The following is a 16,911-nucleotide window of genomic DNA, read 5'->3' as shown; positions in this document are numbered from 1 at the left end:
GTTATGCGGAATAGCGGTAGACATCCGGTTGGGTCTTGGAAGCAAGCGAAAAGTCTGAGTTGGTCAGTGCGCTTACTATGGTTTCTTGGTTGAGCGGTATGTGTAAAGTCGGCACCTTGGACATCAGTCTTCTAAAAGTCGGAAGCCTGTTCCACAATTTTTTAACATCCTCAGATAAGACGCCATTCAGCAGTAAAGACCCTTTTGTTTTAAATTCTGGGTAAACAACAATGACGGGGAGGCCTTGGTTTTCGATCCCGTATTCAATTTCCTCATTCAGAGCAACTGAACTAAAAGTAGCGCTGCTTAAAAACAATACAATATTTTTTGAGGACTGCAGGCGTTCGCGCAATCTTGGTTTTAACGTTCTTTCCCAATCACTGCCGTCCCTCACGCTATAGGTTTTCGCGTGGGAATCGATGAAAGGAAAGGATGGATCTTTGGCCTTCCAAGCCCTCAGCATGTTGTAGTAAACGAAGTCTTTGGTGGCATGGGCAGCCAGTGAACTTTCGTGGAAGGGCTCAGCCACATAGAACGCGCAATAGTTACCATTTCGGTATGCCATCGTTGCTCCTTGAGGTATTGGCTCGTGCAGGGATCGCGCTTAGTCGGGACATCGGCACATTGCCATTATCAGGGTTGGAAAGGCAAATCGGCTCTGGCGGTGGGGCCATTTAGCGTGGTTCCTTTCATTAATATAGTCATACGTTTGTTACCCTGCGGAGAAGGCCGCCCATGTTGCCAACCAGCACCCCCAGTACACGATTTCTGGGTATAGCCGACCTGGAAGCTCTTCAGCACCTCGTCAAGGTGTTGGTAAAAGAGGGCAGTTATCGCAGGAGCCACAGCAGCTCCGATCCTGCATGCTTTGCCAATAGCGATCCTCTTCGCTCTGCCAATCACGTAGCGCAAAAGCCAGTTCAACGGCTTGTTTGGCGTGCGGTCCGCACCGACGTAATGTCTTCGGACGCCTAAGCCCAGCGGTCCCGCAAAAGCAGCGCTGCTTCAGATTGATTACTCGCCTGTAAGACTCCCACACGCTATAGACGTGAACGCCGCGAACCCTGATCTCCAGGATGGCCCGACCTTTCGATCGTCGACGTTGCAGTGCAATCTGATTCTGTTCAAGCGCTGCCGAAAATTCACCATCTAGGGCTTTAGCAGCCGTCGATGCGCGAATCTGGTGATGGGCGGCGTTCCCATGGGCCCAGACCTCGTTGTTGGGCCATTTGCGCTGAACCCGGGCCCGTTCTTGAAGCTTGAGGAATCTGTAGAGTGTTTCCAGCCAAGCCACAGCCGATACTTCGTCAGTCACGGTCAAGCGACTGGCCGCTGGGTAATACAGACAGAACGTGCCGTCATAGTTGATGTGGCGTTCAGGGCAAAAGGACGGTAGATGAGTGGGCTGTTCCTCTTGAACGTAAACCGATTCATCGCTCCGTTGAAGGCGCAATTTGTACTGCAAAACCCTGCCGTCGACCAAGCGGATCGGCAATTCCAGAAGCGCCGAAGAGTCTGAGTGAACTGTGCAAACGCCCCCGAAATCGGGGGCGAATTGTGCAATCAGATTAAGTGCGGTGATCAAGAGTTACCTGACTCGCCGGCAGTGGTGATCGCGTAAGGACGAACTTCACGGTTATCCGCGAGAATGATCGCCGGAGCACCAGCATACGCTTCCGTACGTGCCTGTTTGGCTGACTCATCACCCTTGTCGGCCAGCGCCTCAGTGGCCTCGTTATAATCCAGGTTGGCAATCTTGCGAGTCTTGCCAAACAGATCTTTCACGGCGTCAGTCGCGGCGTCATAAGCCGCTTGCCCAATCGCCGTCTCGACACCAGAACAGGCACACTGGCGATTTTCAGATTCGATCACTTTACGCCCTATCGCGCAGCGAACGCGGTCTCCTTGCCTGCCCAGGCGGGTTACCGAAATGGGGCCGATGTCAAAGCCTATCGCGAGACCCAGTTCACCCGTTTCATAATCCTTTGCATTCAAACGCTCGATTGCCAGGTTGAAGCTGCTGCGTAGTGCGCCGGCTAAGCGGGTTGATTCGGAGATCGTTGTTTGTTCGTCCGTGGTGTGGGCAGTACCATCACACGACAGCGCCTGCACACAGTCACCAATGAAGCGGACTCGCCGCCCCTGAAAGTCAGACGTAACCACACGCTCGAGTTCTGCGCGTATTACATGCAGCGTACGGACGACGTCCTCGGCGTTGTCGTCGATATGTTCCGCGACATAGGCCGTGAAGCCGTCGATATCGGCATAAAGGCTCACCATTTCTTGGCGTTTAGAGTTGGCGGGTGTCAGCGTGCTGATGTCCATGTCGCACAGTGGCGGTGTCTGGCGGGTAAACTGGTAGCCGCCAATGGGATTGTTCTTCAGGTCCTCGCGCCATTCCTCGACGATTTCGTCGGCAGTGACGTCCAATTTGGCGGCGTCCTGGCAATCCTTGATTTCTTCATTCGTCAACGCAGCTTTTTCGGGCGCGTCTTTCTCAGTCAAGCCGATTGCCATACGGGCAGCATTGGTAAGGTAGATGCCTTTGGCGCTGTTGTTGCTGGCCAGTTTTGCTGCGTGATTAGCCGGGTCGCCTAGGAATAGCGGTTCACGATTCCCCTTGCGGCCGTTATTAACTGCCAGGGCGAGGCCGGTATCAATGCCGATTCGCAGCTTCGCGGCAGGAATTTGCTCATCATCGTCACCTGTCTGGGCAAGCACATCGATCATGAGCTTGGCCGTCGCGACCGCCCGCTGCACACGCTTCAGTTCGGCATCGGTATCGCTGTTGTAAGGTTTGGTGAACAACGAATGTAGCCGTTGGCTGTGGAAGTCTACCCGTCGAGCGTCAACCCGATCGAGAATGCGCTTGACTGCTCGGTAATGCTGATCGAGGAATCGTAGCGTGCGTTTATGGCAGTCAGTGCCTTCGACATGCGTGATGTTGAGCATGTCCTCTAGGTTCTGGATATCCGCGTACATGTGGACACCGTCGACCCGGTAGGCCACGTTCGTCGGGATCGACTCCAAGGACATGTCGCGGACGTAGTCTTTGACGGTGATGTCTTTCACATCAGCAATTTTCTTATCGATATGTTCGACTGCGCGGTTGTGGCTCCAACTCTTGCTCACTGAACTCTCCTATCCTGAGGGACGCATAACCTGGCATGGTGCAAGGCAGTAATTTGCTGATGATGAATTGGTTTTATCGCGGACCTAGGTCGTTGAAAATTTCCCGCAAAGAGGTGCAGACAGGCCCCAGCTTGGCTGGTTCTTTGTCTGCGGCGGGGCGGTAGGTGATGGTGGTGAGACCTTTCAGATCTGAAGGAAGGCGAACTTCGTCGCCCCTGGGCTCCACCAGAATCGAGCGCATGCGGCCAAGTCGACCGACGAACATGCCGAGTTCAAAAATCACATTGTCACGTGGCGCGCCCTGCGATTGGCCACGGCTTGTCACTTCATCATCCGGCTGGGCGATTGCGATCGCAAAATCGCTTTCGTCCAGCTGTTCTTCCAGACTTTCAATGGTGTACTTCGACGCGCGAAACGTACCTTCGGTCCAGATTTTGACAAAGAACGCGTCATGCTCGAGCTGACGTTCGATTTCGCGTGCAATCGGCAACGCCTCTTTGGACGAGATGATGAACACGCGGGCTGATTTGTGGGAGGGTCGCACCAAAGCGTTGCGTTGATGCAGCCGTTCAACCAGTTCACGGGTGACGTGTTGCCAAATGCGGGGGAAAGCGTTTGCTGCGGCTTTAAAGTCGGGTGCTGAAACCTTCAATACGACCGAAGATTCTGTCGCGACGACGGTCGCTGAACGTTTCGCCGTCACCACCAATGCCGACATTTCCCCGACGTGCTCTCCTTGCCCGCGGATTGCCACTTCCCGATCGTGGACTTTGATTTTGAGTTGCCCCGTGATGATAAAAAAAACGTCGGTATCGTGGCCTCCCTGCTCTATGAGAACCTGATCTTGCTTTAGCTCCATCAAGGAGCCAGCCTCAGCCAGAAGTTTGGCCAGCACTTCATTGCCGAGGACCAATTTCTGCTCTAGCAAAACCTCTTCAAGGGCTGGCCGGCCCGCAGCGCCTTCAAAGCGCTCAATCATTTTTTCCGTAGACATTTATCGACAAGCCCCGCGGGGGTTAAGGGTCTCTCCAGCAAATGGGGGCGTGCCGAAAAAGTTCAATGGGATCCAAAAAAGATAAATGCCGTCGAGGGTGCGGGTAGCGGAGCAGGAGTTTTTCTGATCCAACACGCTGTCGAATGTGCCGTCTGTGGGCTGGCGGGGCGTTCTTCAGCTCAGAAACTTTCTGGCGTACATTCCTGACCGAATCGAGCGTGGAGGGCGTGCGACCTTTTGCCGAAAAGATGAAGGGGTTGATGACCAGTCCAAGACGGGTGGTGCTGGGGACCTGAGGCTTAGCGACAAATGTAACGTCGTGTTGATGGTCGCGGCGCGGGCGGCAGACGATTTTGTAGTGCTTGTTAAGTCATGTTCCGCCCTTCAGGCGTGATGATAAATCTACACCCTCCATTTCCAGGTGGAGGAATACGTCCAAATGCCCATTTCCGTCCAATACTCGCGAACCCACATGTCCGTACCATTGGTTTGTTTCAAGTCTGATGCCAACCTTTCATAGACGTCCTCGGTAATACGACTCGGCTTGTTGGCCAGATTAGTGAGTTTTGCGGCATAATTTGCTGCACGGCCCACCCAAACCAAGTCGTTGTCACCTCGCACTCCAATTCGTGCTGTTTTCAACTGACTGGTGTCGATGCCTACAACATGCTTTAAGACAAAATCTGTAGCCCATCCCTTTGAGATGGCGGGTTGAATAATGTCTTGAACGGCGAAATTGATCTTTAAAGCGCATTTGGCCGCGGAAGTGTTTTTATAATCACCCGTGAAGATTCCCATCACGCGATCGCCATCGTACGCGGTGATGACACCACCCTCATTTTTGATTATGTCTGAAGCACATTTGAGGAAGGTTTTATAGATTTCGGTGCTGAACTCCCATTTCTTGGTGTTCACCATGTCTGTAGACCCGTCCAGATCTGCATACAACACGGTCGCTGAGTCCAGATCTTTTGCATGGTTTGAGTTCAGCCGCAGATCTGCTGGGTTAGGAACCCCAGTCGTCTCTTGAACCTCCCAGGCGGCTGTGAAGGTTTCGTCGACCCATTTTTTCAGGTCTTCAGCTAATGCCATTTTCTCTTCCTTGTTGGTTAGCACGGTAAAAAAACAAGATTGCGGCACTGGCTGCAGGTAACGCCTCTCGCAGCGGCCGCTTGCGACCGAATGAGCACCGCTAACGGATCATTGTAGTGTTGGCGGTATCCACTTGGTAAGCCAAGGCATCGTCAATGAAACGAGCTGCAAAAGCCTTCGTTGTTTAGATGAAGTACATCGTCAGGTACCGACAAAAATGGTAAATGCCGTTGATTGAGGTCTGAGATCAATTGCTTCAGGGTCACAGGCCATATTCCATTTCTGAGATGAAGGCATCAAATTTTGGCTCGTGCTCAATGGATTCATAAATATGGTTGAGCACGAACAGTGCCGCAGCCATGAGTTCAGTGTCCCTCCGGTTGTCATGCCGTTTATCACCGTGGAATAGATTGTTCCGGGCGATTTTTATGCAATCAAGCAACTCTCGCAATGTGGACGGCGTGGTGGGTGTGCCGGACCATTGGACGCCTTCACCAGTGTCGGCCACCAATCGATCCGGCGGCGCGTCGAAATAAATGGCCACCTCGGGTGCCGCGCGCAAGCGGGGAAAAATATCCGCTGGAAGATCGTTAGCGAATTTGGTCCATGCCGCATCAGCGCTGTCACGCCGCCGAAAACCTCCCTTTTTCATCGCGTATTCAAAGCGGGAAAAAACCGCGAACAGATCATAGGCTGCCTGTGAAACGCGGCTGCGAAAGTAGTCTTGCAACTGGATCATGTTGATAAGCACACAGGAAGGGGTGGCAAAGGATAATGGCAGACGCGCGCCGTTCTGCCCAATAAGGCCAAAGTCAGCAGCTCAACGTGAAAATGCCCTGTTCGATAAGTCGACTCATGTGCTCGCGCATGAAGCTCACGCGTGGGTTGTGCAGGGCTGCCTTGTCCCAGGTCAAAAAGAAAGTGTTCTCTGGCGGCGGTAAGGGAAAAGCGTGGCGCGACTGATGAATTTACATCTCAAGGGCCACCTGCCAAGGGATAGGTGCGCCTGCACGAAGCAAAAAACCTCAAACTAACCCAATAACAGAGGAGCAAAGGTCAACGAAGAGCCGACAAACCACTCAATGTGGTGAGTAGGTTCTCCGATGGTGATCGTGCCTGCGTTCGGCCCAGCTGAAAATCCGCGATCCTTCCCTCACGGTTTTGATGGTCAGAACAGTGGCAGGTTATAGCTGATGATCATTCTGTTTTCATCGATATCACGCAAGTAGTTCGAGCGCAGCGTTGCATAGCGCCAAAGTACCGCGACATTTTTCAATGTCCCGCTTTGAATCGCATAGCCAATATCGGTGTCACGCTCCCATTCCCTGCCTTCACCCGCCACGGTCGCCGGGTTGGCATGATCGGCCTTTGTGTAGCGCGTGGAGAAGGTTAGGCCTGGCACACCGAAGACGGCGAAATCGTAGGTGTAGCGCAGTTGCCAGGAGCGTTCGTCGCGCTCCATGAAGTCGTTTGCCATCATGTAGTTAGTCAAGTACGCATCGGTACCAACGATGTAAGGCATTGCAGTTGATCCGCTCAACCCCTGATAACCGAGCCCGACGCCATGGCCACCCAAGCTGTAGGCGACCAGTGCGTTAAGGGTACGGTTGTCGACCTTGCCGGCACCGGCATTACCGACATCACTGCTGAGGTAATACCGCACATCTGTCTTTAGAGTACCGCTACCCAATGGTAGGGAATGCACCAAGCCCAGATACTGCTGACGATAGATGTTTTCCAGCTCACCGTACTGATAACTCAAGGTCAGATTCTTGCTTAGAGCGTAGTCAGCGCCGGCCATTTTGAAGTCGTCGGCGTCGGGAGTGGCTTTGAAGCGCTTGTTCTTGTTGACCAGGGTCAGAGGCTGGTTATGGGAGTAGTCACGCAGCGTGGTGCGGTTGATGTCGCCCAGGGTCAGTGTGAAGTTGTCCAGTTCCTTGGCGGTGAGGATGCCGCCCTGGAAGGTCTGGGGCAGGATACGTCCGGTGCTGGAAGATATGACCGGATACTTGAGAATCTGCGTACCGACCTTCAGCTCGGTTTTCGACACCTTGATCTTGGCTGCCGCGCCGAACTTGCTGTACTCGTCAGGGGCCCGACCATCTTCGCCGACCGGCAACAAACCGGTGCCACTGCGATCGGGGGCCGAGTCTAGCTTGATCCCCAGCATGCCAATGGCATCGAGCCCGAAGCCGAGGGTGCCTGCGGTGTAGCCGGACTTGTAGTCGAGGACGAAACCCTGTGCCCATTCTTCACGTTTGGAGATACCCGGGTCTTCGCGAAAGTCTCGGTTCAAGTAGAAATTACTGGTCTGCAGTGTGGCGTGGCTGTCTTCGAGGAAACCTGCTGCGTGGCCGGCACTGCTGAACAGTCCCATTGGTAGCAAAGTCGAGCAGATGAGCACTTTGTTGTTGTGTTGCATGGTGGCTCCCGTTGAATCGCAGGCATGGCCGCGCCAACCGCCTTTTCGGCGGAATCGTTGTTGTTATTTGAAGGAGAACTCAGTGCACACGGTGACTCATACGTGACGAGTCAGCCGAGCATCCTGTCGAGCGACCTGCCGCAAGGCCATGCGGCAGGGGCAACGTATAGCGACAACGGCACCGGTGTCATGCAAGCACGCCGATCTGCCATGGGCAGAATTCGTCTTCGCCCAGGCCGTTGAGTTCACTCTTGGTTTTGTCTCCCGAGGCGTGAGTCAGCAGGCGCTCGAAGATTTCCTGGCCCATTTGCTGGATGGTCTTGTCGCCGTCGATGATCTGGCCGCAGTTGATGTCCATGTCATCGCTCATGCGATTGAACATGGGCGAATTGCTCGCCAGTTTGAAGGTCGGTGCAGGAACCGAACCGAAGCACGAACCACGCCCGGTGGTAAACGCGATCATGTTGGCGCCACCGGCGATCTGGCCGGTCGCGGACACCGGGTCATAGCCGGGGGTGTCCATGAACACTAGGCCATGGGTCGTCACCGGGTAGGCGTATTCATACACATCCATCAGTGGTGCGTTGCCGCCTTTCTTGGCACCGCCCAAGGATTTTTCCAGCACGTTGGCCAGGCCACCGGCGTTGTTGCCGGGGCTGACGCGACCATTGATCTGGGTGTCGCGGCCCTTGTTGTATTCCAGCCACCAGTCGATGCGGTCAATCAGTTTGCGACCGACTTCGGGGGTGGCGGCTCGGGCGGTCAAGGTGTGTTCGACGCCGAAAATTTCCGAGGTCTCGGAGAGAATCGCGGTCCCGCCGTGGCGCACCAGAATGTCAACCGCAGCGCCTAGCGCCGGGTTGGCCGAGAGGCCGGAGAAGCCGTCAGAGCCACCGCATTGCATGCCGATGATCAGGTGTTCGGCCGACACGGTTTCGCGTTGCACGGCGTTGGCTTGGGGCAGCATCGCTTGAATCATCTTGATGCCTTGGTCTACCGCGGTTTTAACGCCGCCGACGTCCTGGATCACCAGCGACTTGAGCATGTCTCCCAGTACAAGTTGCTCCTGCTCGATGAAACCATAGATATTGTTGCGCTCGCAGCCCAGGGCAATCAGCAGGCCGCCGGCGGTGTTGGCGTGCTTGATGTGGCCGCCGATGGTACGGCGCAGCAGGTTCATCGGTTCGCCGGTCATTTCCATGCCGCAACCGATTTCATGCACGAAGGGCACGACGCCGTCGATGTTCGGGAAGGCGGCCAGGCGCTCTTCGTCAAAGTGATTGGCAATTTTGCGTGCCACGGTGGCGCCGCAATTGCCGACGACAAAAATGCCGAGGTAGTTGCGCGTGGCCACCCGGCCATCTTCGCGAATGATGCCCTGGAACGTCGCGCGCTTATCGGCTGGCAACAGGTCGGTGGGCACGTAATCCAGGCCGTAGCGATAATCGCGAGCGGTTTCGCCGAACTCAATGTTGTGGCTGTGCATCCAGGTACCTGGTGGCAAGTCTTCGCTGGCATAGCCAATCACGGTGTTGTACTTGAGCACCGGTTGGCCTTTTTCGATCATGCGTGCAGCAATCTTGTGCCCCAGCGGGACGTCCTGCAGCGTAGTCAATGATTCGTTAGTAATGGCAGTGCCTGTGGGGATTTCCACGCGTGCGACCACTACGTTGTCGGCAGGGTCCAGGCGGATCACGGGGCTGATTTCACGGGAGGTCATAATTAAGTCCTGCTTTTCTTATAAGGTCGATGCTGCTGACTTTGCCTGGCATGACCGAAGCGTCTAATTGCCGCGAGACAGTCCTCGCGTAAAGCACACATTCGACTGCGTACGCGGCAATAGATTGGCAGTGCTTCGGTGGAAGACTCGATCACGCTACTGCGGCGGGCCCTTGTTTTTGCAGCACTGCCTTGGTTTTTTCCTTGCCGATGCCTTCCCACAAACCCTGCAAGTACATGGTGCCCAGTGCACGATCGTACAAGCCGTATCCTGGTACGCCTGTCTCTCCCCAAATCATGCGGCCATGGTCTGGACGGGCGTAGCCGGTGAAGTTGGCGTCATGCAGGGCCTTCAGGATTTCCGCCATATCCAGCGAACCACATTGCGTCGGGTGGGCGCTTTCATAAAAGTCACCGTTGTCGAACACCTTGACGTTACGCAGGTGAACGTAATGCACACGCTGGCGAGCGGCGAATTCGTTGATGAACGACGGCACATCGTTGTTGAGGTCCGAGCCGATGGTGCCGCTGCATAACGTCAGGCCGTTCGCAGGCGAGTCAATGATGCTCAGTACGCGGCGATGATCCTCGATGTTTTTGATAATTCGAGGAAGGCCAAACACCGAACGAGGCGGATCGTCTGCGTGTAGGGCCAGTTTCAGGCCAAGCTGCTCGGCAACCGGCACCAACTTGCCCAGGAACCACTCAAGGTTTTTCCACATCTGTTCGGTGCTGACATCCTTGTATTCTTCAAGCAGTGCCTGGAGCTTCTCTGCAGGGTATTTTGTACCGATGCCGGGTAGGGGAATCACACCTTTAGATACGTCCAGTCGATCAACCAACGAGGCCTCGAAAGACAATGTATTGGAGCCATCGGGCAGTTGGTACTCCATCTGTGTACGAGTCCAGTCGAATACAGGCATGAAGTTGTAGCAGACGATCTTGATACCGCTGGCGGCAAGATTCTTCAGCGTTTCAATGTACTGCGGAATAAGCGCTTCACGATTGGGCTTTCCCAGTTTGATGTCTTCGTGCACGCGGAAGCTGTCGACGACGTCCATTTTCAAACCATAAGCCGCCGCTGCGTCTCGCAGACTGGTGATACGGTCCACCGGCCAGACTTCTCCAAGCGGGGTGTCGTAAAGTGATGAAACAATGCCGTACAACCCGGGAATCTGATTGATGTACTGCAAATTGATTGGATCTTTCGGACCGTGCCAACGAAAAATCATCTTCATTTTTGGTGCCTCGCATATCTTTAATTGGAGTCAGTTGGAAACCGAATTCAAGTTTTCGGATGAAGCTTGAAGCGTTGGATCTTGCCGACGATCAGCCAGTAACTGGCGACCGCTACCAATCCGTGAGCGCCGACGTAGAGCAGTGCGCCATCGAAGGAACCTGTGGTTTGAAGGATGTAGCCGATGACCACCGGGGTTACGATTCCAGCGGTGTTGCCGAAGGCATTAAATACGCCACCGGTAGTCCCGATAAGCTCTTTGGGCGCGGTGTCGGCGACCACTGTCCAGCCCATCGAGCCGAAACCCTTACCGAAGAACGCCAGGCTCATCAGCACAACGACCACGGCAGCGCTTTCGGCATAGTTACAGAGAATGATGCTGGCGCTGAGCAACAGGCCAATGGTGATCGGGGTTTTACGAGCAATGCTCAAAGAGCCCGTTTTCTTCAGGATCAGGTCGGAGATAAAACCGCTGGACACGCCGCCCACCAAGCCACACAACGCTGGAATTGCTGCGATAAACCCGGCCTGAAGGATGTCAAATCCACGTTCCTTGACCAGATAAATCGGAAACCAGGTCATGAAGAACCAGGTGATCGAAGTGATGCAGTATTGGGCCAGAAAAATCCCGACCAGCATGCGACTGCGAAACAACTGTCCGATCTCGCCGAGCTTCATGCCCTTGCCGGTATTTGCCGCTTTGGATTTCAAACTCTCCAGATCAACAAGGCCGTCGCCAGCGCGGATGTATTCCAGTTCCTCGCTGTTCATCTTCGGATGGTCAATGGGCAGGTAGTAGAATTTCCACCAGATGGCACCAATCACCAGGCCGATGGCGCCCATGATGATGAATACGTACTCCCAGCCGTAGGTGTAGCAGAGCCATCCCATGACTGGGGTGAAGACAGCCAGCGACAGGTATTGCGCGCTGTTGAAGATGGCGCCGGCAATACCGCGTTCGGAGGAGGGGAACCATGCGGCAATGATGCGGCCCGAGGCTGGTCCGACCGGAGACTCAGCAGCACCGAGCAAAAAGCGCAGGGCCAGTAGCAGTGGTACCACCATGCCAATGAAATGCACCATACCCATCATCACCGTGAAGCAAGACCAGATCACCACGGCCAGCATCATTGAAAGCTTCGAGCCGATACGGTCGGTCAGCCACCCGGAGGGGATCAGGAAGATTACGTACGCCCAGCTGAATGCCGAGAACAGGTATCCCATTTCCACAGAACTGATACCGAGCTCCTTGCTCATGTCGGTCCCTGCGACCGACAGTGCAGCACGATCCCCCGTACTCAGGGCGAGAACGATGGTGATCAACGCCAGAATCAGAAAGCGATAGCTGCTCTTTTTCGTGGTCGCCGCCGCGTCCTGGTGGCCCTTCGATTGGGCCGAGACCGCGGCAACTGGCGTGTTGCCTTCCAGCGCGTAGCGCTCGTTGTTGTTCATGTGTGCCTCGTCTAATTATTTTTGTAGAGTGCCCAGGCATTGGCGACCCTTGGGAGCCAATACCTGTACCGGGATCAAGCGGCCTGGGTGTCTGCCTCCGTGTAGTCCACAGCGACCCATTCGAAGTACTTTTTCAGTTCAGTGACCAGGGCAACGTGCGCCGGGTGAGGCAGGTAACGGTTGACCGCTTCAGCATCGTCGAACGTCGTCTCCAGCACGTAGTCCCAGCAGATCGGTCGGTCCAGTTCATTGGCCGACACCTTCCAGCTGCGGGCAAACTCAATGTCCTTGGCGAGGTCGCTCATCCACTGCACGAGATGGCTTTCCAGCTGTGGGTTTTTCTCCACCGCAGGCAGGCGCCGGAACATCACGATGTGTTTCATCATGGCTGGGCTCCTTGCTGGGCGAGTGCCCATGCAGGAGCATCCTGCAACGCCACCGGGCGCAGGTAGCGCTGCAGCGCGGCGTAGCCCACCGAAGTGCTTTGTGGTTGAGTCGACGCAGGCCAGGGGCCGCCATGTTGCTGTGCGTGCGTGACGGCAACGCCTGTTGGCACGCCCGAGAACAACACTCGACCGGCGATCTGGCGAGCGGCGCGAAGCAGCGCACGGGTGTCGTCGGTGGCGTCTTCGAAGCCCCAAAGCGTCGCCGTCAAGCTGCCTCCAATGGCGTGCAACACAGCGGTCGCCTGTTCGATGGACTCGACTGTCAGTACCACGGCGGCGGGGCCGAACATTTCTTCGCGAAGATTGGCGTCTTCAATAAAGGCCTTGGCGTCGACCTTGAACAGACGCGGAGCCGGGCCTTCGCTATCGGCCAGTGGCTCGAATACTTGGCTCGCTGCATCGGATGCCAGCAGATGGGCGACTCCTGCATCAAATCCGTTTCGCATACCGGGAGTCAGCATGCGATGGGTCTTGATCGGTTGCAGTGCCGCGCTCAATTGCGCGACAAAACGGTCACTGGCCGGATGGTCGAGTAAAACGATCACCCCCGGGCTGGTGCAGAATTGTCCGGTGCCTTGGGTGATCGAAGCAGCAAGGGTGTTCGCCAGGGCCTCGCTGTCACGCTCTAGAATACCGGGCAGGGCGATCAATGGATTGATGGAGCCCAACTCACCGAAAAACGGAACAGGGCGACGGCGTTCGTTAGCGGCTTTCCAAAGCGCGGTCCCGCCTTGATAGGAACCGGTAAATGCAACGGCGGCAATCTGCGGATGCGCTACCAGGTGCAGGCCCGCTGCGCGGGAGGCGCCATCGACCAGGCCAAGCAGCCCGCCAGGCAAGTTCATGCCGTCAAGTACGCCCTGAGCCACCTCATGTACTGCGCGCGACAGCCGTGGGTGCCCGGAATGAGTCTTGACTACCACAGGGCAACCGGCCGCCAATGCCGAAGCGGTGTCGCCGCCCAGGACCGAAAAAGCGAACGGGAAGTTGCTGGCTGAAAACATCGCCACCGGCCCCAGCGGTTCGTGGGTGCGTGTCAGGCGTGGGCGACCTACGGGCGGCGCGCCAGCCACGGCCTGATCGTCGATTGTCTGGTATGGCACACCGGCCTCTACCTCGTCGGCGAAACCACGCAGTTGAAAGGCCGTTCGCGCCACTTCACCGTTGAGTCGCCCGGCACCCAGGCCGGTTTCTTCGTCGGCCAGTGCCACAAGAGCGGCTTGGTGCTGTTCAAGACCGCTGGCCAGTCCACGTAGCAAGCCGCTGCGAACGGAGGGCGCGGAGGCCGCCCAGAACCCGGCGACGGCACCGGCAGCCTCGACAGCTGCATCGATCAATTGAAACTCGGTGGTGCTCATTGTTCACCTCCTGTGGCCGGTTCCAGGTGGTAACCACGACCCGCGTAATCGAAGTCGACGATTTCGTTGATGGCCACTTCCTTGTCGGCAGGTGAGGCGTAGTAAGCGCGGATCTCTTTGATCAGACCAGTATGCTCGTCAAAGATGTACCACTCGTCACCACGCAGCGCGGTACCCAGTTTACCCTTCCAGTGCGTCCACTCGATCACCGCTTCAGGGCTGTCATGGCTGACGAGAATCTTCTCGATGGTCCATTGCGAGCCGAGGTTCTCGACGCACCACACCCATTTGGACGCGATGGTCTCGGCAGTGCGCCAAGGAATTTCTGGCAATCCGGCTGGGAAGTAGTGCACGGCATCCGGAGTGAAGCACGACACCAATTCGGCGTGATCGCCCGCGTTGCAAGCAGCAAAGTAGCGACGGATCAGTGCGGCGTATTCGGCTTGTTTGCTCATTGTTCATCCCCCTTGTTGATGATGCTCGGGATGGCAGGACGACCTGAGGCTACCCATGCGTGGTAGTCAGAGATGGCGGTTGGACCTGGTGGATAGACGCCCCAGAGTGCTTCGCCGGCGGCGATGCGCATCGCCAGATAGCCTTCCAGGTCGTCCTGCACGGTGCAGTAATCGGCCAGCTCTTCTGCCAGATGCGCAGGAATCACCGTCAAACCGTCGCCGTCGCCGACGATGATGTCCCCTGGATACACCGCCACACCGGCACAGCCGATCGGTACCTGCAAGTCAGCCACGTGGTGATAGGAGATGCGCGTGGTTGCAGTGACTTCGCGGGCAAAGGCAGGCAGCGGCAAAGCGGCAATTTCACTGCCGTCGCGCAGGGCGCCGTCGGTAACGATAGCCCGGGCGCCACGGGCCAGCAGACGGGTCACCAGGATATTGCCCGCCGACGCCGCACGCGGGTCGTTCTGGCTGTCGATGACCAGCACGTCGCCCGGCTGGATCTGTTCCACACCCTGCCATTGCAGATTGTTGTGGTTGGGTTTGGTGGTCATGGTGCCGTAGGTGTCGATGTCCTCGCGGGCCGGTATGAAGCGCATGGTGAAAGCGCGGCCAGCGAACGGCTTGATGTCTTTGTTCATGGCGCGAAGGCCGACCAGGGCTGGCTGACGAAAACCCAATTTGAACAGTTGGGTGGTCAGCGAACCGCTGCTGCAACGGGCTAGGCGTGCCAGCACTTCATCGCTGACATGAACCTGGCGCTCGTCGGTTTCTTCCAGTGTGTCGGCGTATTGGTGGATCTGCGTCATTGTTGTTCTCCTGTGCTCTTACGCATGGCGTGTAGGTGCACCAAGTCATTGGTTATTCCCGTAATTTGGGACAAAGAATGTTTGTGATGACCTGATATCGTCAGATCCTAGAGGTTTGTTGACGTGTGCAATACCCGTCGTATGATCCAGTTCATTCGTTGTTCCATATGGTGGGAATAAGTCATGAAAGCAGGAGAGGGCACGGGTGCACTGGAGAAGGCGCTGGATGTGTTGGAGGCCGTTGGTTCCGCGCCTCGGGGCGTCAGTCAGGCCGAATTGGCAGGGCAGCTGGAGTTACCCAAAACCACGCTGTATCGAATCATCGCCAGCCTGGTGGAGCGCGGCATGATTCGCCGCGATCCGGTGCACAAGGTCTACCGGTTGGGGTTCCGTTATCTGGAACTGGTGCGCAATGCCTATCTGATGCCGGACCTGGTAGCGGCCGCGAGTTTCGAGTTGCGGGCCTTGCGCGATCTGACCGGCGAGACGTCCTATCTGGCGGTGCTCGATGGCAATCAAGTCAGATCTCTCGAGCGTTGCGACGGCGCGCACACCACGCGTTCGGCGGCGGCGCTTGGCCAGAGCAAGCCGGTGTATTGCACGGGTCAGGGCAAGGCAATTCTTGCGGCGATGGATGAAGCCGCTCGTGAGGCAATCATCAAGGGGCTGGTGCTGACACCGCTGACCGAACTGACCATCACCGATCGTCGACGCCTGCATACCGAGTTGCAGATCACCCGGGCCAGGGGCTATGCCATCGACGATGAGGAGATTGTGATGGGCGTGCGTTGCGTGGCTGCGGCGATCCGGGATAACGCGGGAAATGTGCGCGGCGCCTTGAGTGTGGCAGGGCCGGCTTATCGCTTGACCCTTGAGCGTCTGGAGCTGTTGGGCCCTGAGATAAGCGAAGCGGCAAGACGCGTGGGGGCTCAGTTGAGCGAGCCGCGCATTCAAATCGGCGACACCGACGTCAAACTGGTCGATAGTCCGTGGGCGTTCAATGGCGCTTTCCCGCGTTGGTCGAGCAAGCTTCGTTGCCTGTTTTGGGCGGATACCCTGGCGCCGGCCATTCGCATGCTGGATGGCGATGGCGAGCGTATTTTCGCCCGCCTCGAATCCCCGGTCGTGGCGATGGAGCTGCATAGCCAGGGATTGCTGGTCGCCCATACCCAGGGTTGGTCGCTGATTGACTTTGAAGGTTGCGAACATCCCTTGCCCGACTGGCCCGGCAAGAGCCTCTTGGGGCTTTGTAGTCGACCTGACGGCAGTGTCTGGGCGTGCCTGGCGAGCCACACCGGCTGCAAGGTGGGAGAGTTGAACCGGCATGGTGATCTGCGCTTGTCCTGGGAGTTTCAGGAAAACATCACGTCAATGTGCTGGGATGAGCGTGGGCAGGCGTTTTACGCAATCGGGCCGGAAACCGGGTCGGTCTACGTCGTGCAGGCAGGCAGTGTGAATGTTCGGCGCTTGGCCACGTTGCCCAAAGGGTCGGGGCGGCTGAGCGGACTGGCCCTTGATCGAGAGGGGGGTGTTTGGACCACATTGCGCGACGGTTGGAGCCTGGTTCGATTTGCCGAAGACGGCAGCATTGATCGAATGATTGGTTTGCCGATTCCAGGGCCGACGGACCTGGCTTTCGGTGGTGAAGACCGTGACACCTTGTACATCACCAGCGCACGTCACGACATTCCGATGGAAATGCTGAACAACGCTCCAGGATCAGGGCATTTGTTCAGTATCTACGTGGAGCACGGGGGAGCCTTGGCCAATATCACGGAGTGGACAGTTTGATGGT

15 protein-coding genes are annotated in these 16,911 nt (G+C 56.4%); 1 reads left to right on the top strand and 14 read right to left on the bottom strand.

What is annotated here, in order from left to right:
• Position 1 precedes the first annotated feature (1 nt).
• The 14 genes from AC1Q6Y_RS16705 to AC1Q6Y_RS16640 form a co-directional block, all read right to left on the bottom strand.
• Positions 2–565 carry a TIR domain-containing protein gene (locus tag AC1Q6Y_RS16705; protein ID WP_057715159.1) on the bottom strand — a complete coding sequence of 188 codons (564 nt, stop codon included), beginning with the start codon at positions 563–565 and terminating at the stop codon, positions 2–4.
• A gap of 240 nt (positions 566–805) precedes the next feature.
• Positions 806–1,585, bottom strand: coding sequence for an E2 domain-associated cysteine-rich protein (locus AC1Q6Y_RS16700; protein ID WP_131726871.1), 780 nt, complete (start codon positions 1,583–1,585; stop codon positions 806–808).
• Positions 1,582–3,132: a Pycsar phage resistance system uridylate cyclase PycC gene (pycC, locus tag AC1Q6Y_RS16695; RefSeq protein WP_057715158.1), complete on the bottom strand. Its 1,551-nt coding sequence runs from the start codon at positions 3,130–3,132 to the stop codon at positions 1,582–1,584. The genes AC1Q6Y_RS16700 and pycC (AC1Q6Y_RS16695) overlap by 4 nt, the downstream gene beginning before the upstream one ends.
• A 73-nt stretch (positions 3,133–3,205) precedes the next feature.
• On the bottom strand, positions 3,206–4,126 hold the full coding sequence (locus AC1Q6Y_RS16690; protein WP_057715157.1) for a TIR domain-containing protein: 921 nt from the start codon (positions 4,124–4,126) through the stop codon (positions 3,206–3,208).
• 402 nt (positions 4,127–4,528) lie between these two features.
• Positions 4,529–5,218 (bottom strand): Pycsar phage resistance system uridylate cyclase PycC, encoded by a 690-nt coding sequence (pycC, locus tag AC1Q6Y_RS16685; RefSeq protein ID WP_057715155.1) that lies wholly within the window; start codon positions 5,216–5,218, stop codon positions 4,529–4,531.
• A gap of 262 nt (positions 5,219–5,480) precedes the next feature.
• Positions 5,481–5,957 (bottom strand): hypothetical protein, encoded by a 477-nt coding sequence (locus AC1Q6Y_RS16680; RefSeq protein WP_057715154.1) that lies wholly within the window; start codon positions 5,955–5,957, stop codon positions 5,481–5,483.
• A 429-nt stretch (positions 5,958–6,386) separates the two neighbouring features.
• Positions 6,387–7,640: an OprD family porin gene (locus AC1Q6Y_RS16675; RefSeq protein ID WP_057715153.1), complete on the bottom strand. Its 1,254-nt coding sequence runs from the start codon at positions 7,638–7,640 to the stop codon at positions 6,387–6,389.
• A gap of 187 nt (positions 7,641–7,827) precedes the next feature.
• On the bottom strand, positions 7,828–9,360 hold the full coding sequence (locus AC1Q6Y_RS16670) for a UxaA family hydrolase (RefSeq protein ID WP_020798281.1): 1,533 nt from the start codon (positions 9,358–9,360) through the stop codon (positions 7,828–7,830).
• A gap of 151 nt (positions 9,361–9,511) precedes the next feature.
• Positions 9,512–10,597 (bottom strand): mannonate dehydratase, encoded by a 1,086-nt coding sequence (locus AC1Q6Y_RS16665; RefSeq protein WP_057715152.1) that lies wholly within the window; start codon positions 10,595–10,597, stop codon positions 9,512–9,514.
• A 47-nt stretch (positions 10,598–10,644) separates the two neighbouring features.
• Entirely contained in the window at positions 10,645–12,048 is a 1,404-nt protein-coding gene (locus AC1Q6Y_RS16660; RefSeq protein WP_079246760.1) for an MFS transporter, read from the bottom strand.
• A gap of 74 nt (positions 12,049–12,122) precedes the next feature.
• Positions 12,123–12,434: a Dabb family protein gene (locus tag AC1Q6Y_RS16655; RefSeq protein ID WP_057715151.1), complete on the bottom strand. Its 312-nt coding sequence runs from the start codon at positions 12,432–12,434 to the stop codon at positions 12,123–12,125.
• Positions 12,431–13,852: an aldehyde dehydrogenase (NADP(+)) gene (locus AC1Q6Y_RS16650; RefSeq protein WP_057715150.1), complete on the bottom strand. Its 1,422-nt coding sequence runs from the start codon at positions 13,850–13,852 to the stop codon at positions 12,431–12,433. Before AC1Q6Y_RS16650 ends, AC1Q6Y_RS16655 begins: the two co-directional genes overlap by 4 nt.
• Entirely contained in the window at positions 13,849–14,307 is a 459-nt protein-coding gene (locus tag AC1Q6Y_RS16645; protein ID WP_020798276.1) for a nuclear transport factor 2 family protein, read from the bottom strand. Before AC1Q6Y_RS16645 ends, AC1Q6Y_RS16650 begins: the two co-directional genes overlap by 4 nt.
• Positions 14,304–15,116: an RraA family protein gene (locus AC1Q6Y_RS16640; RefSeq protein WP_020798275.1), complete on the bottom strand. Its 813-nt coding sequence runs from the start codon at positions 15,114–15,116 to the stop codon at positions 14,304–14,306. Before AC1Q6Y_RS16640 ends, AC1Q6Y_RS16645 begins: the two co-directional genes overlap by 4 nt.
• 183 nt (positions 15,117–15,299) lie before the next feature.
• Here AC1Q6Y_RS16640 and AC1Q6Y_RS16635 point away from each other — a divergent pair, with 183 nt between their 5' ends.
• A complete protein-coding gene (locus tag AC1Q6Y_RS16635) occupies positions 15,300–16,907 on the top strand; it encodes an IclR family transcriptional regulator domain-containing protein (RefSeq protein WP_057715149.1) in 1,608 nt (535 codons plus the stop codon).
• Positions 16,908–16,911 lie beyond the last annotated feature (4 nt).

This window comes from Pseudomonas sp. GW823-FHT06E10, assembly GCF_058794995.1.
The sequence above is the reverse complement of the archived record's forward strand: the minus strand, read 5'-3'. Positions and strand labels throughout refer to the sequence as shown.

What these genes read in the sequence shown, in the direction of transcription:
- AC1Q6Y_RS16680 (WP_057715154.1), bottom strand. Translation starts at nt 5,957, where the DNA reads ATGATCCAGTTGCAAGACTACTTTCGCAGCCGCGTTTCACAGGCAGCC.
- AC1Q6Y_RS16645 (WP_020798276.1), bottom strand. Translation starts at nt 14,307, where the DNA reads ATGAGCAAACAAGCCGAATACGCCGCACTGATCCGTCGCTACTTTGCT.
- AC1Q6Y_RS16640 (WP_020798275.1), bottom strand. Translation starts at nt 15,116, where the DNA reads ATGACGCAGATCCACCAATACGCCGACACACTGGAAGAAACCGACGAG.
- AC1Q6Y_RS16655 (WP_057715151.1), bottom strand. Translation starts at nt 12,434, where the DNA reads ATGATGAAACACATCGTGATGTTCCGGCGCCTGCCTGCGGTGGAGAAA.
- AC1Q6Y_RS16650 (WP_057715150.1), bottom strand. Translation starts at nt 13,852, where the DNA reads ATGAGCACCACCGAGTTTCAATTGATCGATGCAGCTGTCGAGGCTGCC.
- AC1Q6Y_RS16665 (WP_057715152.1), bottom strand. Translation starts at nt 10,597, where the DNA reads ATGAAGATGATTTTTCGTTGGCACGGTCCGAAAGATCCAATCAATTTG.
- AC1Q6Y_RS16675 (WP_057715153.1), bottom strand. Translation starts at nt 7,640, where the DNA reads ATGCAACACAACAACAAAGTGCTCATCTGCTCGACTTTGCTACCAATG.
- AC1Q6Y_RS16705 (WP_057715159.1), bottom strand. Translation starts at nt 565, where the DNA reads ATGGCATACCGAAATGGTAACTATTGCGCGTTCTATGTGGCTGAGCCC.
- AC1Q6Y_RS16670 (WP_020798281.1), bottom strand. Translation starts at nt 9,360, where the DNA reads ATGACCTCCCGTGAAATCAGCCCCGTGATCCGCCTGGACCCTGCCGAC.
- AC1Q6Y_RS16660 (WP_079246760.1), bottom strand. Translation starts at nt 12,048, where the DNA reads ATGAACAACAACGAGCGCTACGCGCTGGAAGGCAACACGCCAGTTGCC.
- AC1Q6Y_RS16635 (WP_057715149.1), top strand. Translation starts at nt 15,300, where the DNA reads ATGAAAGCAGGAGAGGGCACGGGTGCACTGGAGAAGGCGCTGGATGTG.
- pycC (WP_057715155.1), bottom strand. Translation starts at nt 5,218, where the DNA reads ATGGCATTAGCTGAAGACCTGAAAAAATGGGTCGACGAAACCTTCACA.
- AC1Q6Y_RS16690 (WP_057715157.1), bottom strand. Translation starts at nt 4,126, where the DNA reads ATGTCTACGGAAAAAATGATTGAGCGCTTTGAAGGCGCTGCGGGCCGG.